The sequence below is a fragment of the Nodosilinea sp. P-1105 genome, assembly GCF_012911975.1.
In the GTDB taxonomy this organism is placed as follows: Bacteria; Cyanobacteriota; Cyanobacteriia; order Phormidesmidales; family Phormidesmidaceae; genus Nodosilinea.
This window is the reverse complement of record NZ_SMDQ01000005.1, coordinates 20916-35731: the sequence shown is the minus strand read 5'-3', so window position 1 is coordinate 35731 and position 14816 is coordinate 20916. Positions and strand designations below refer to the sequence as shown.

Below are 14816 nucleotides of genomic sequence, written 5' to 3'. Positions count from 1 at the left end.
ATCGAGGAGTGGGACAAAGCGTCATGACTGGCAGAAACCTCGCTTTAATACATCAAGTCCAAGGGACCAGGCCCAAAAGGGACAATGGCGATCGCACCTGATACAGGCAACACAGCCATGTCCATGAAACAAAACCGCTAGCCCGTCGTCACTAACCTTGGCGACGACGGTAAATGGGTCGAATCATCAGGCAATTTGAACAATGCTCGAGCATTTTGAGTCGTCATAGCCGCTAGGTCCTCAAACTCGATTTGACGCAGGTCAGCCACATGGGTGGCCACATGGCGAACAAAAGCCGGCTGATTACGGCGTTGCTTGCGCACTGGTACGGGGGAGAGAAATGGACAATCAGTTTCCACCAGCAGGCGGTCGAGGGGTACCATCTGGGCTGATGCCTTAATGGTCTTAGCGTTTTTGAACGTGACAATGCCGCTGAAGCTGATGTAAAACCCCAAATCGAGAAACCATTGGGTTTCCTCTGGAGAACCAGCCCAACAATGCATCACCCCCTGCACCGCCCCCACCTGCTGCTGAAACTGCCGCAGCAGATCAGCTGTAGCCTGGGCCGCATCACGACAGTGGACAATCACAGGTAAGCCCAACTCGTGGGCGATGGTGAGTTGCGACCAAAAGGCCTGCCGTTGAATATCGCCATCATCCGCCTTAAAGAAGTCAAGGCCGGTTTCCCCGATTGCCACCACCCGTTGATCAGCCATGGCCGACTGACGAATCTGGTCAGCCGTGGTGGCTGACCACTTATCCATATCAAGGGGATGCAAGCCCACAGCTAAGTACAGCTCTGGAAAGCGATCGGCGATCGCTTGCATCTGTGGGAACTCCGCCGGCTCTACGCAAGAATGCACAAGACCAACCACCCCTGCCTCTCTCCAGGCTTGGGCCAGATCATCGAGATCCCCAGCAAACGCATCAAAATTAAGATGTACGTGGGTATCAACCAGGGGCATGGCAGGGGTGACAAAAGCAACGGCAAACAGGCTAATTCTTATGGGGCCACCAAAACCGGCCCCGCCGCCCTAAGATGCCGCCGTAGCCTCAGCCTCCTGCGCCTTCAGAGCCCGAGCAATGTGGGACTTCTTGCGAGCCCCAGTGTTGGGATGCAGCACACCGCGCTTAACAGCTTTGTCGATCTTGCTGTAAACCGCTGCCATGGCAGTATCTACCTGCTGCTGGGTTTCGGGAGTGGGGTTGGCGCCATGGGCCTCAACCGCCAACAAATAGCTCTTGGTCAAGGTCTTGACCGCAGACTTGTAAGACCGGTTGCGCAGCCGATTGCGCTCGTTAATTTCAATTCGTTTTAGTGCAGACTTGATGTTTGCCACAATTCGCCCTAGCTTAACAAGATGATATTGACTGGATAAATCATGTTAGCACCTAATGGCTGAAATGAAGGATTTATTTTTCCAGCAATTTGCTGTGGAGATCGACTAGGATGTTAGGACACTGGCACTCAGTGTTTTGGTAGGATGTTAAAAAGTCCCCGAGGGATTACGAGTTGTTAACTGCCTTACCGCTGGCGTCTCTGGATTAATCCACCGTAATGCTGCGCATCACCCATCAGCTACCTGAAGCCAAAACTGAGTTGCAGCGCATCTGTGCTCGTATTCACGATGATCAGGTGGTTCACAAGGAAGCCACAGTGAGGGAGATTATCCATGCTGTTCGGCGACAGAGGGATCAAGCGCTGTTGCAGTACACGGCCGATTTTGACCAAGTCACCCTCACCGTCAGTGACTTACGCATATCGGGAGCGGAGCTGGATGCGGCCTACCAGCAGGTGAGCACGGGTTTGTTGGATGCCATTCGTCTGGCCTGTGCCAACATTGAAGCGTTTCATCGCAAGCGAGTACCCAAAAGTTGGGTCTCATTTGAAGATAACGGGGTTGTACTGGGGAAACGCTATACCCCAGTCGATCGGGCTGGAATTTATGTGCCTGGGGGGCGAGCGGCCTATCCCAGCACCGTGCTGATGAATGCGATTCCGGCGCGGGTGGCCGGGGTGGGTAAAATTGTGATGGTGACTCCTCCTGGAGGGGGCACAGCCATGAACCCAGCAGTACTGGTAGCGGCCCAGGAGGCTGGAATCTCTGAAATCTATCGGGTCGGGGGGGCTCAAGCGATCGCCGCCCTAGCCTATGGCACCGAAACTATTCCAGCCGTCGATGTGATTACCGGTCCAGGCAACATTTACGTCACCCTGGCTAAAAAGCTGGTGTTTGGCGCCGTCGGTATTGACTCTTTAGCGGGGCCTTCGGAGGTGCTGGTGATTGCTGACCATACCGCGAATCCGGTGCATGTGGCGGCGGATCTGCTGGCCCAGGCAGAGCATGACCCCATGGCAGCGGCGATTTTAATTACTACCAGTGACTCTCTGGCTGAAGCGGTCGCCCTTGATGTGGAACGGCAGTTGGCCACCCATCCCCGCCAGACTTTGACAGAAAAGTCGATTGCCAACTATGGCTTAGCTGTGGTGGTGGATTCATTGGCTACGGCTGCTGAGTTATCGAATGGATTTGCCCCCGAGCACTTGCAGCTAGAAGTGAGTGACCCCTGGGATCTGCTAGAGCAGATTCGCCATGCGGGGGCGATTTTCCTGGGGCATTCTACCCCTGAGGCGGTGGGTGATTATCTGGCCGGGCCTAACCACACGCTACCCACCTCTGGGGCCGCACGCTACGCCTCCCCCCTGGCCACAGAAACATTTATGAAGCATTCTAGCTTGCTGCAATACTCCCCTCAAGAATTGGGGCAAGTGGCCGACGCGATCGCCGCGTTGACCGAAACCGAAGGGCTACCGTCCCATGGGGATTCGGTGAGTCTGCGGATCCAACCGCCGCACCCCGACGGTCAGGGGTAGAACGAAGAACGAAGAACGAAGAGGGAAGAGGGAAGAGGGAAGAGGGAAGACGGAAGAGGGAAGACGGAAGAGGGAAGACGGAAGAGGGTGGGGCGTAGCCTGTGCGCAGCAGAACGGGCAGGCGTCTCGCCTGCTAGCTGGGACAGGCAGGATGCCTATCTCACAAAACCTTGAACATTCCCAATCAGGGAGATGACATGCCTCGCTGTGGGGTATGGCGGTAATTTCGGTGACCTGCGATCGCCCTGCCCCCGACCGCCTAACCCACCCTACTGGTGCGACACAGCTAAAATAGTGCAATAAGAAGTGTCGATACAGGGATTTTGCTATGGGACGAGGGAAAAAAGATGAAAACAAAATCTATTTAACGGCTGAGCAACGCCAGCGATTGGAAGACATCAGTCGCAATGGTCACGCGCCTGCAAAGAAAATACTCCACGCCCAAGTTCTCCTGATGGCAGACGAGGGAGAAGGGGCGACGAGACACTGGACGGATGAGGAGATCGCAGCGGCACTCAATTTGCACCGCAATAGCGTGGGACGGATTCGCTACCGCTTCTTAAGGCAAGGGGAACACCCCGCGCTCAACCGACAAGTCCGGGCAACGCCGCCTGTTGCCCCGTTGGTAGACGGGCATTTGGAGGCTCAAATCGTTGCCTTGTGTTGTTCTGAAGCACCTGAGGGACGCACCCGTTGGACGCTCGAACTGCTCACCCAGCAGTTGAAAGCCCGAAAGATTGTGCTCCAGATTTCGCGAGAGACGGTACGACGGACGTTAAAAAAACAAGCTACGTCCTTGGAAAGTAGAACGCTTTTGCATTCCACAACGGGACTTGCCACGTTTTGTGGCTCAGATGGAAGTGGTTTTAGACCTCTACAGCAGCGAACACACAGCTGATGCACCGTTGGTTTGCATGGACGAGGCGGCTTACCAATTGCAGTCTGACCTTTATCCTCCCGTAAAGATGGAACCAGGGCACGACAAGAAGGAAGACTATCACTACGAACGCGAGGGGATGCAATCGCTATTCATGTTTTTCGACCCCAATCGCGGTTGGCGGCGCGTCAGCCAACGAGACAGTCGCACCAGCATTGACTGGGCCGAAGAAGTGCGACAGTTGCTTGATGTCGATTACCCGGATGCGCCCGTCGTCAAACTGCTCTCAGACAATCTCAATACTCACAATATTGCCTCGCTCTACAAAGCGTTTCCGGCAGAAGAAGCCCATCGCCTCGCTAAACGATTGATCTTCTACCACACCCCGCGTAACGGCAGTTGGCTTAATGTGGCTGAAACTGAACTGAGTGTGTTGTCGCGGCAGTGCTTAGACCGTCGCATCGCCTCACCAGAAGAACTCAAGAGCGAACTTAAAGCTTGGCAGCAAGAACGCAACCAAAGTGCTGCCAAAGTGATTTGGAAATTCACCACTGATGATGCCAGAGTGAAATTGAAGCATCTTTACCCTGTGTTTGAGGCGGCGGCATAGTCGAATCTAATGCCTCACTTTAGCTGTGTCGTACCACTACGATTTCAACCCAAAATCCAAAATTCCTTGTCTCCCCATTCCCCCTAAGGGCGGACACCCAGGTCCGCCCCTAAGGCAGCCCTCCTTCCCCGACCGGTGCATTGCGGCCTCAGGTTGACCACCAATGCCCAGACCCCGACTGCTAATGCACCCTACGATTTCAATACCCTTCGGGAAGGGCAAAGCCCTACAAAATTCAAAATCCAAAATCCAAAATCCAAAACTCCCCCACCTTCCCCATCTCCCCATCTCCCCATCTCCCCCACTCCCCCACTCCCCATCTCCCCCTACTCCACCACTATTGGCGCATACACCCGCAAACTTTGGGGTAAACACTCGAACTCAATCGGGTTGGCGTCTACCACTTCCCCATCGATCACCAGCTTCTGGGCAGGGTCAGTGGTGACATGAATGCGACGGGCGCGCAGACAGAGTAGATCGTCTCGCTGGGTAGGGGCTTTGACCACCGCTGAAGCCACCAAAGAGGCCAGAGCATTGATCCCTTGGAGTCGGTTTTGGCTGGTGGCGATGGTGACATCCAGCAGCCCGTCGTCGGGGATCACCTCGCCAAATCCTTGGGCCAGCACTGACGTAGGAGGAGCGACATTGGCAATGGTAATGGCGGCGGGCTGTAATTCGCTGACCTCACCATCAATATCAACGGTTGCCTGAAATGCCTGTTGGTCAGCCAGCTGCTGAGCCCCAGCCAGCACATAGGCCAGGGTTCCTAATCGATTTTTTAGTTCGCGGCTGGCCCGATCGACCATCCCGGCTTCAAACCCTAGCCCTGCCAACAAAATCATCGGCGTTTCATTACAGCGAGCCGTGTCCACCAGGCGGGTGTGACCGGCCAAAATGGTCTCGCAGGCCCCTTGGATATCGGTTGGAATATTTAGGGCCACCGAAAAAGCATTGGCAGTGCCTCGGGGAATCACCCCGAGGGGGATATCAGTATTAATTACGGCACTGGCGACCGCCGATACGGTACCGTCGCCCCCGGAGGCAATGATTAGCCCTGGCCCAAACTCGTTATTTTCTCTAGATTTAACGGCGGCGATCGCCTCTTTGGCTTGATCCACCGGGTTCACATCCGGTTGGGTCAAAATTACATTTACTAAAATCTGGGGCTCTAGCTTCGAACGGATCGTGGCTAAGGCTTGGTTGGGGTTGCCTTGTCCAGCCACCGGGTTGAAGATCAAATAGGCGACTCGGCTGCGGGCTAACCCCCGCAACACTAGGTCAGCCGTAGCCGCATTCATCCCGAGGGGAATATTTTTTTTGCGGCAAGCCCTGAGCAGCATGATCAGGCTAGGGGTAGACACCAAAGCCACGGAGGGATCCGCAAAGAAAATGACCGCTGACACGTCCTGCTCTAAGACTTTGGCGGCTAGGCTAATGTCTCCCCCATCGGCCAGAGGTGCCAGAGCGGTAATGGACAAGTCGCCCGCTTCTAACCAGGGCACTAACTCTTCAGTGGTGATCAGGGTGAACCCGGCCAGCGTCGTTTGATGACCTCGGGTCCAGGCAATCAGAGCTTCTTGCTCTGCCGGGTGAGCCAGTAGGGCTAAGGTCGTAGGCATAGCAGCATCATTAACATGATTCAGACTATAGCAGGCTGGTCTAGATTTGGTTCAGATGCGGTAGGGTAACGGCTGGGCGATCGCCCCAAACCATTATCGGGAGACCAGCTATGGGCAGTATTGGCGTATTAGGATTAGCGATTATTGGTGGCATTGCGATCGTGGTGCAAGGTCAGTTGATGGGGGTGATGACCCAAGCCCTCGGTCCTCTGGAAAGCGTCTTTATCACCTATTGGGGCGGGGCTATGGCTGTCGGGCTGATGATGGCTGGAGCCCGAGGCGGTAATCTGGGCGCATTCACGACAGTCCCGTGGTATACCCTGGGGTCAGGATTAGTGGGCTTGATTATTATTGGCACCATTGGCTATGTGGTGCCCCGCCTGGGGGTCGCTGGCGGCTTTACGGTGATTGTGGCCACTCAATTTGTTGCTGGGGTGATGATTGATCACTATGGCTGGTTGGGGGCGGTGGTCCGTCCGTTTGATCTATCTAAGTTGATTGGACTCGGGTTGATGATGATTGGGGTAGCTCTGCTGGTACGTTAGGATTAGCCGCCCCCCAACAGGGCCACCAGTTGTTGCTGATGCACCAAGCTGCCCACAATTCGCCGTACCGGTTCTGGGGAGAGCTGAATCAGGGTAGGCGTAGCCGACACTTGTTCGGCTTCGGCCTGGTCAGGATGCTGCAACACATCCACCACCTGCAGGGTGTAGGGGCTGGGCAGGGCTGATTCTAAGGTGGTGTGCAGCAGCTTTAGCATTTTCTCGGTGGCTACGGTATCGATACTGCTGACAAACAGCTTGAACCGGTAGGGTTGGGTAGGGACGACTAGGGGGGGCCAATCAAAGGCCTGGGACGCTTCTGGTTCTGGATTGGCTAGGGCCGCATTGACTTGAATCACCAGGTCATGGCATTGCCAGAGCTGGGGAAACCGATCCCGATAAGATTCGATCAATAGGGGGGAGCATTCTTCCCGACAGGTGTAGTTAGGCTGCCAGGGCAGGTCGTCTAAGTCAAACAGTCGATTCAACAGGGCCTGGAACCGTAAGGCCCGAGGATAGGCTTCGGCAACGGTGACCGGGCTTTGGGTCAGCTCATCAACCCACCGATCGACGGTGGCGGTAAAGCCCGGTAACAGAAAATAGGGAGGCTCAGCCAGCTCCAATGTCTGCTGTAATGTGGCACATAGATCTAAGTGCCAGTGGGTCCGTTTTTGGTGGTCGATGCAGTAAACGCAGTCACCCCCAGGGGTAAACAGGGCAATGCCCTTAAAGCTGGGGGGAGTAGGTTTAGCGATCGCGGTTGGCTTAGATGCGTCCACGGAGCATTTGGGCCATTTCGTTTTGCTTGGGCGACATTTCCAGCGCGGTTTCCTCGGTGATGCGCCCCGACTCATACAGGGCGTAGAGGGACTGGTTCATGGTACACATGCCGTCAAACGTACATTTGGGAATCAGAGCTTCCACCTCATCGAGTTGGCCCCGCAAAATGTAGTCTTTGATGGCGTCGGTGTTAAGCAAAATGTCGTGGAAGGCGGCTCGCTTGCCATCGGTGGTACGACACAGCCCCTGGGCAATTACCGCCACCAGTGACTCGGCCAGGGCCACCCGCACCGGGGCTTGCTGCTCAGGCTCATACAGGTTGAGAATCCGTTCAACGGTTTTGACAGCACTGTTGGTGTGCAGGGTGCCCATGACCAAGTGACCGGTTTGGGCAGCTTTTAGGGCCGTATTCACGGTTTCTTTGTCCCGCATTTCCCCCACCAGAATAATATCCGGGTCTTCCCGCAGGGAGGCTTTGAGGGCATTGTCAAACTTTTGGGTGTGCAGCCCCACTTCCCGCTGCTTAATCAGCGATCGCTTACTCTGGTGCACAAATTCCACCGGATCTTCGATGGTGATGATGTTTTTGGGCATCTCGCTGTTGACATAGTCCAGCATCGCGGCCATGGTGGTGGACTTACCGGACCCAGTCGGCCCAGTCACCAAAATCAGCCCCTTGTGGTAGTGGCACACATCCCGAAAGATCGGCGGGAACCCCAGCTGGTCCAGGGTGAGGATTTTTACCGGAATCAGACGCATTACCAGGGCTGGCCCCCGCAACGAGTCGAAGATGTTAATCCGCACCCGGGTGAAGTCGTACTGGGCGGCACCATCAAAGTCTAGGGTTTGACGAAATTCCTGGATTTCGTCGGGGCGCAAAATTTCCTCTAGCCAGCGGTAGAAGGTTTCCTCATCGGTCACAGGGTACTCTGTTGGTGCCATTTCACCGCGATCGCGGAACCGAGGCACCTCGCCCACCCCCAGGTGAATATCTGAAAACCCCCGATCAAAAGCCTCTCGGACAATTTTCTTCAGAGTCAAGCCGCTTTCCACCTTCACCGAGTCGCCGGGCTGAGGCATCGGTGGCGGTGCCGGAGGTCGGTGGCGCACCTGACCGGGGGCTGGGGCCACTGCCGCCTGGCGAGGCACACTGGCCGCAGGGCGCGGCGGCGGCGGCGGGGTTGGAGGGGTAACAGGAGCGTTGGGTGACTCAGCCATAGGATGGTTCTCCGCAATGGTTAAGGCGCTTTAGCTGGGCCAACAAGTGACTTGAGCCCAAAGAGCACAACTACAGTCAGGTTGCCCAAACTGGCAAAAAAAATGAGCCATTTGGCACTCACTATAGCAACCGTCCCTCGATTTAGTACACCAGGGGACATATTCCTGTTCCAGAATAGGCTAACCCTGGCTAAAAAAAGGCTTGCTTGAGCCATTGACCATGGGTCGCCACCGACCGCATCAACCCCCAACGTACAGGGTTTGGAGCCTGACTAAATAACCCCAGCATGGCCCGCACTAGCTCGGGTAGGGTCATGGTATCGGCTAAAAACCCAGACCAATCGGGGGTATCTAGACTAAAGAAAGTCTTAAAGAACTGATTTAACTGGGGCGCGTCAAAAGCCATTAGGTTTTCCAGGCCAAACCGGTAAAGGTAGTGCTTACGCAGCCGCTGTTGCGGCCACAGCGCTTGCCAGGCTGCTTGGGCCACCTGGGTAGAGGTCGAGTTGGCCTTGATACTGTGGGCGATCGCCTCGGCCATGGCTGGGCCTCGCCGCAGCAAGGCGCCAAACATATACCCCGATGCCGGATGCACCATGCTTGCCGCGCCGCCAAAGCCCACCACAGGCTGGTCTAACCTTGGCAGGGGCAGATTCATGGGAAACAGGCAACGCTCGACATGGTGTTTCTCGGTCACCTGCACACCCCGATGATGTAGCCGCTGGTAGAGCCGTCGCTCCAAGACATCCATAGAGATTGCCGGGTGGTGGGCCAGGGAGGTTTCCTCCATAAAGTAAATGTTATCCCCCAGGTCCATGGCGTAGAGGAAGGTGGGGGGGGCTCGCCGTTCGGCCGCAGATAGATGATCGTCGCGGTAATCCATCAGCACCATTTGGTTGGGCTGAATAGGGGGGCTAGAGAAGCGCCCCACAATGCCGTAGGCAGCCTGATACGCGATCGCGTCAGTGGCTGGACGTTGCACTAAAGCTGCCTGGTGACCAGTGGCATCCAGCACGAGGCGAGCCGTTAAGGTTTCCCCCCCATCGAGGGTGACGCTGCTATGGGTGGGGGTGTGGTCCACCTGGGTAACCATACCCTGGTGCCAGTGGGTGTGGTGCTGGGCCATTTGGTCAAGCCAGTGGGATTGCAGCCGGTCTTTGTCGATCAGGCCATAGTCGCGGTGTAGGGGCAGGGTGCGATCGCGCACATGCACCACACAATCTTTCCAGCGGTGAGATAAAAACTGGGTCAGCCCTAGATCTTCTAGCTCATCCGCCCAGATGCCATAGGTGTTGGGCCAGGGGCGAGTCGGCGCATGGGGGGCAACCCCTTGTACCGCCAGACCCGCCTGCCCCAGGGTGACCGCCATAAATAGGCCCGCTGGCCCTGCCCCAATTACCAACACATCTAACATTGACGGCTTTCTTTTTACCTAACAATGGCTGAAACTTTATCTTACAAAGATTGTGACCCCAGAAACAGACCTGATCAGCTACTGGCTTTGGATTTTAGGTTTTAGATTTTAGATTTTAGATTTTGAGTTTTGGGCGCGAGGGGTTTCCGATGGTGAAAGTTTGAGCTTTGGGTTTTAGAGGCCGGTGGTGATGGCCCTATAATCAAATCTATGACTACCATCAATTTTAGTGATCTGTCGGCCCAAAACGTGCTGGCTGCCCGCGCCCGTTTAGGAGAAGGCCCCCTGTGGGACAGTGCCCAACAGGGGCTGTACTGGGTGGATATTTTGAACCACCGGGTCCATATTTTTGAGGTGGCAAGCGGCGATGACTGTCACTGGGAGGTGGGGGGGCCAGCCAGCGCCCTGGCCCTGATGACGAACGATCGGCTGCTGGTGGCCGTGGGGGCTCAGTTGGCCAGCTTAGACCTGACGAGTGGTACCGTAACCCCGCTGGCCCAGTTAGATTTACCCAATCCAGCCATTCGCTGCAATGACGGCAAGTGCGACCCCCAGGGCCGGTTTTGGATTGGCACCCTGAGCCCTGAGCCAGGGCAAGCGGCGCTCTATCGCTATGACCCCGATGGATCGTTACACACGATGGAGACCGGGCTGACCATCTCCAACGGCCTGGGGTGGAGCCCTGATGGCACCACCTTTTACTTGACCGATTCGCCCCAGCGCACCATTTATGCCTATCACTTTGATGGGGAACGGGGGGAGATTCGCGATCGCACCCCGTTAATTCAACTGGAGGATGACGCTGTAGAACCTGACGGTCTGGCGGTGGATAGCGAGGGCAACATCTGGACGGCCCTGTGGGATGGTTGGTGTGTGGCTTGTTTTAGTCCCCAGGGTGAACCTTTAGGCCGGGTGTCGCTGCCGGTACATCGGCCCACCTGCCCCACCTTTGGCGGCCCCAATCTCCAAACCCTCTATGTCACTACCGCTTCCGTCGGGCTCAGTCAGGACGAGATTCAGCAGGGGTTCTATGCCGGTGACCTGTTCGCCATTGATTTACCCCTGGCTGGGCTGCCCACTGCCCCATTTGGGGGGTAGGAATCTGTACCCACGGTCTACGGTGCACGGTCTACGGTGCACGGTCTACGGCTCGCCGTTAACCCTAAGTCACCACTTAAATTCAGTAGGTCACAAACTGGTTCTACTCCCACAGTCTGGCCCTCACCCTAAATCCCTCTCCCAACATGGGAGAGGGACTTTGATGGACTTTCTGGCTCCCCTTCTCCTGCTGTGGAGACGCTCCGCGAACGCCCTTCTGGGAGAGGGGCTGGGGGAGAGGGGAGCAGGGACTTTGCGATCTACTTGAATGGTCCGAGGGGGCGATCGCCTAAAATCAAAAAGTAGCTCAATTTCCCTCAGCGCTATGGTTGCTTCGCCCCAGTATCTCACCCCTGAAGACTACTTGCAGCTAGAGGCAGAAAGCGCCGTTAAGCATGAATACCTCGATGGCGATATCTATGCCATGGCCGGGGCCAGCGATGCCCACGTCACCATTGCTGGCAACTTGTTTGCCCTGCTCCGTAGCCACGTGCGCGGTAGTGGCTGCCGGGTCTATATTGCGGATATGAAAGCCCGGCTCGAGGCCCGCAACCGCTTCTTCTACCCCGATGTGATGGTCACCTGCGATCCGCGCGACCAGGCAACGGCAGACTACAAGCGCTTTCCCAAACTGGTGATTGAGGTATTGTCAGACTCCACCGAGGCCTTTGACCGGGGGGATAAGTTCGCTGACTACCAAACCCTGGAGAGCCTGGAAGAATATGTGTTAATCAACACGCGCCACCAGCGGGTGGAATGCTTTCGGCGTAATGGTAATGACGCAGGGCTGTGGGTGTTGCAGTATTACACCCCTGAGACGACTTCTGGGACGACTCGGTTTCACTTGCAGAGCCTGGACTTTAGCGACACCTTAGCGGCCCTCTACGAGGATGTGATACTGGTAGGGGCAGATGCTGAAGAGGAGCTTTGGTGATGACGTCTACTCCAACTCCCGGTCCCTATCTCGCTGATCGACAGCAGGCCAAGGCCGCCCTGTACCAGGCCCTACAGGCCCATGGTGGCAATCCGGCCCAGGCCCCAGTGGCGGCGGCGATCGCGCGGCTGGCCACCCTCAACCCCACCCCAGCCCCAGCCCAGGCCACCGACCGACTGGAGGGAGACTGGCGGTTGATTAGTGCCCCCAGCTTTCCCGGGGGTGAGCTGTTGGCGGATGGTTGCTACAGCTACACCCTGGGGCGGCTGGCCTTTAATATGTTTCAACCCCAGACCCTGAAGTTAGTGATTGACCAGGTATCCCAGCCGGTGTGGCCGATCGCAGACGGCGCTCACCACACCCACGACATCGTGGTGGACTTTACCACCCTGGACTTGGAGGTGCCATTGCAAGGGAGGGTACGAAATTTGGGCATCTGCCAACCCGCGACGGCCAATCAGCTGCAAGTGCAGTTTACCGGCGGCGTTTTAGAACCGGCGGTAGATAGCGATCGCGACCACTGGCATCAGGTGTTTGGGGACCCTGACGCATCCCCCCGCCCTGGTCTTAAGGCCAGGCTGCAAGGGCTGGTCCTGAAGCTGATGTTTGGCCTAGTGCCCCCCAAAGCGATGGCCGCCGATACGGGCCGGATCGAATTTCAGATGCGTCGCTCCCCCAAGGGCAGATTAGAGATTCTGTATCTGGATGACGACCTGCGGATTACCCGAGGTGAAAAGGGAACGATACTGGTCTGCGATCGCCAGGGCTAAACAGGGCCGCTATGGCCCAGTGCATCGCCGCCGTAAAATGAAGGTTTAAACCTTTCCCCGGCCGTTGTCATGCCCACCGACTACCTCGAACGCATTCTCACCGCCCGCGTCTATGACGTGGCTCAGGAAACCCCCCTCGAGCTAGCCCCTAACCTATCGGCCCGGCTGCAGAACCGACTGCTGTTGAAGCGGGAAGATATGCAGTCGGTATTTTCCTTTAAGCTGCGGGGGGCCTACAACAAAATGGCCCAACTCCCCGCCGACCAACTGGCTCGGGGGGTAATTGCCTCGTCAGCGGGCAACCACGCCCAAGGGGTCGCCCTGGGGGCCAAGCAACTGGGGACTCGAGCGATTATTGTCATGCCCACCACCACCCCAACCATGAAAGTCAATGCGGTTAAAGCCCGGGGGGGAGAGGTGGTCCTGCATGGGGAAACCTATGACGACGCCTATGGCCATGCCCGCCAGCTAGCCGCAGAAAAGGGGCTGACCTTTGTGCACCCTTTTGACGATCCTGACGTGATTGCCGGGCAGGGCACCATTGGTATGGAAATTTTGCGGCAGTATGCTCAGCCGATCCACGCCATTTTTGTGGCCATTGGCGGTGGCGGTCTGATTTCAGGCATTGCCGCCTATGTAAAGCGGTTGAAACCCGACATCAAAATCATTGGCGTTGAACCGGTAGATGCCGATGCCATGACTCAGTCGTTGCAAGCTGGGGAGCGGGTGCGGCTGAACCAGGTGGGGCTATTTGCCGATGGGGTCGCCGTGCGCCAGGTGGGGGCGGAAACCTTCCGTCTTTGCCAGCAGTATTTGGATGAGATTATCTTGGTTAGCACCGATGACACCTGTGCCGCCATCAAAGATGTGTTTGAAGATACCCGGTCGATTTTAGAACCGGCTGGGGCCCTGGCGATCGCTGGCGCCAAGGCCTATGTGGAGCGCACTGGCATCACTGACGAAACTCTGGTAGCGGTGGCCTGTGGGGCCAACATGAACTTTGATCGCTTGCGGTTTGTGGCCGAGCGGGCTGAAATTGGCGAACATCGAGAGGCTATTTTTGCGGTCACTATCCCCGAAACCCCTGGTAGCCTCAAGGCTTTTTGTGAATGCCTGGGCACCCGTAACCTGACAGAGTTTAACTACCGGATTGCCGATCAACGGGAAGCTCATATTTTTGTAGGACTAGAGGTGCAGGGACGGGCGGATGCCGCACAAATGGCCAGAATATTTGAATCTAAGGGCCTCAAAACCTTAGATCTAACGGATGATGAATTGGCCAAAATGCACCTGCGCCACATGGTGGGGGGCAAGTCCCCCCTGGCTCACGACGAGTTGCTGTATCGGTTTGAATTCCCTGAGCGTCCTGGGGCACTCATGAAGTTTGTCAATGCCATGAGCCCCGACTGGAATATCAGCCTCTTCCACTACCGCAACAATGGCTCTGACTACGGTCGCATTGTCACAGGGATTCAGGTGCCCCCCAACGAAATGCCTCAGTGGCAAGCGTTTTTAGATGGCTTGGGCTATCAATATTGGGATGAAAACCAAAACCCTGCCTATAAGTTGTTTCTCGGTTAGCAGCCTTAAGGTACCCATACAAAATATGTGTTCAACTCGTAATAGCGAGGCAACTTCGCCCTTCTAAGGCTGGGCTGGTTGACTAGAGGTTCATAGCCAGTAGTCTCACTACAGATAGCCCCCAGGATAGCGCTAAAATCCCATATATCAATCGTTTCAGGGTGGCATCCGAGGGAATGGGGTCAAAGCATCGACCCAGGATCCCCTTGATGAACTGTCCCTGCTGTTGTGACTTGGCTTTACTGTCTCCCCGTAGAAAATTCTCTACATTGGTTAGCCAGCAGGTGCCTTGATTGATTTGCCACTGCCCGACCATCAAGGGGACAAAGATCCCGTGCACCCACCATACTGTTGGAAAAGGGGCGGCCCAGCCCGCCACTGAAAACACCAAAATGATCAGGTGGAGCCCTTTCAACAGCAGGATCAGGAATATTCGTAATGTTTTCATAGATTCTGAGAGCTTCACTGGGCTTGCAATGATATCCAAAATTCTTTGCC

At 56.0% G+C, this 14816-nt stretch carries 14 protein-coding genes; 7 read left to right on the top strand and 7 right to left on the bottom strand.

The genetic code is table 11. The features are described 5' to 3' along the window. Positions 1 to 137 precede the first annotated feature (137 nt). Complete coding sequence (locus E1H13_RS03670; RefSeq protein ID WP_169612052.1) at positions 138 to 965, bottom strand: TatD family hydrolase; 828 nt, start codon at positions 963 to 965, stop codon at positions 138 to 140. A gap of 69 nt (positions 966 to 1034) precedes the next feature. Next, positions 1035 to 1340: a 30S ribosomal protein S20 gene (gene rpsT / locus E1H13_RS03665; protein WP_169612051.1), complete on the bottom strand. Its 306-nt coding sequence runs from the start codon at positions 1338 to 1340 to the stop codon at positions 1035 to 1037. Positions 1341 to 1558: 218 nt separating this feature from the next. Between rpsT and hisD the strand changes: the two genes are divergently transcribed. Together hisD and E1H13_RS03655 are read left to right on the top strand one after the other, a co-directional pair. Beyond that, a complete protein-coding gene (hisD, locus tag E1H13_RS03660) occupies positions 1559 to 2875 on the top strand; it encodes a histidinol dehydrogenase (RefSeq protein ID WP_169612050.1) in 1317 nt (438 codons plus the stop codon). 328 nt (positions 2876 to 3203) lie between these two features. Then, positions 3204 to 4362 (top strand): IS630 family transposase gene (locus E1H13_RS03655; protein ID WP_169612049.1). Its coding sequence is split into 2 segments (ribosomal slippage): positions 3204 to 3655 and positions 3654 to 4362, totalling 1161 coding nucleotides; the frame shifts between segments, so codons are not numbered across the junction. 326 nt (positions 4363 to 4688) lie between these two features. Here the strand turns inward: E1H13_RS03655 and E1H13_RS03650 are convergent. Further along, complete coding sequence (locus tag E1H13_RS03650) at positions 4689 to 5981, bottom strand: YegS/Rv2252/BmrU family lipid kinase (protein WP_169612048.1); 1293 nt, start codon at positions 5979 to 5981, stop codon at positions 4689 to 4691. A 110-nt stretch (positions 5982 to 6091) separates the two neighbouring features. Here E1H13_RS03650 and E1H13_RS03645 point away from each other — a divergent pair, with 110 nt between their 5' ends. Next, positions 6092 to 6526, top strand: a complete 435-nt coding sequence (locus tag E1H13_RS03645; RefSeq protein ID WP_169612047.1) for a DMT family transporter — start codon at positions 6092 to 6094, stop codon at positions 6524 to 6526. A gap of 2 nt (positions 6527 to 6528) precedes the next feature. Here E1H13_RS03645 and E1H13_RS03640 read toward each other — a convergent pair whose 3' ends face one another. The 3 genes from E1H13_RS03640 to crtL form a co-directional block, all read right to left on the bottom strand. Next, complete coding sequence (locus E1H13_RS03640) at positions 6529 to 7302, bottom strand: circadian clock KaiB family protein (RefSeq protein WP_347404116.1); 774 nt, start codon at positions 7300 to 7302, stop codon at positions 6529 to 6531. Then, on the bottom strand, positions 7289 to 8521 hold the full coding sequence (locus E1H13_RS03635) for a type IV pilus twitching motility protein PilT (protein ID WP_169612045.1): 1233 nt from the start codon (positions 8519 to 8521) through the stop codon (positions 7289 to 7291). The genes E1H13_RS03640 and E1H13_RS03635 overlap by 14 nt, the downstream gene beginning before the upstream one ends. 190 nt (positions 8522 to 8711) lie before the next feature. Beyond that, a complete protein-coding gene (crtL, locus tag E1H13_RS03630) occupies positions 8712 to 9935 on the bottom strand; it encodes a lycopene beta cyclase (RefSeq protein WP_169612044.1) in 1224 nt (407 codons plus the stop codon). Positions 9936 to 10145: 210 nt separating this feature from the next. Between crtL and E1H13_RS03625 the strand changes: the two genes are divergently transcribed. From E1H13_RS03625 to ilvA, 4 genes are all read left to right on the top strand, one after another. Next, complete coding sequence (locus E1H13_RS03625; RefSeq protein ID WP_169612043.1) at positions 10146 to 11033, top strand: SMP-30/gluconolactonase/LRE family protein; 888 nt, start codon at positions 10146 to 10148, stop codon at positions 11031 to 11033. 325 nt (positions 11034 to 11358) lie between these two features. Further along, a complete protein-coding gene (locus E1H13_RS03620) occupies positions 11359 to 11967 on the top strand; it encodes a Uma2 family endonuclease (protein ID WP_169612042.1) in 609 nt (202 codons plus the stop codon). Beyond that, positions 11967 to 12737, top strand: coding sequence for a PAP/fibrillin family protein (locus tag E1H13_RS03615; RefSeq protein WP_169612041.1), 771 nt, complete (start codon positions 11967 to 11969; stop codon positions 12735 to 12737). The genes E1H13_RS03620 and E1H13_RS03615 overlap by 1 nt, the downstream gene beginning before the upstream one ends. A 69-nt stretch (positions 12738 to 12806) precedes the next feature. Beyond that, positions 12807 to 14318, top strand: coding sequence for a threonine ammonia-lyase, biosynthetic (gene ilvA / locus E1H13_RS03610; RefSeq protein WP_169612040.1), 1512 nt, complete (start codon positions 12807 to 12809; stop codon positions 14316 to 14318). A gap of 82 nt (positions 14319 to 14400) precedes the next feature. Here ilvA and E1H13_RS03605 read toward each other — a convergent pair whose 3' ends face one another. After that, positions 14401 to 14766 carry a DUF2784 family protein gene (locus E1H13_RS03605; RefSeq protein WP_169612039.1) on the bottom strand — a complete coding sequence of 122 codons (366 nt, stop codon included), beginning with the start codon at positions 14764 to 14766 and terminating at the stop codon, positions 14401 to 14403. Positions 14767 to 14816 lie beyond the last annotated feature (50 nt).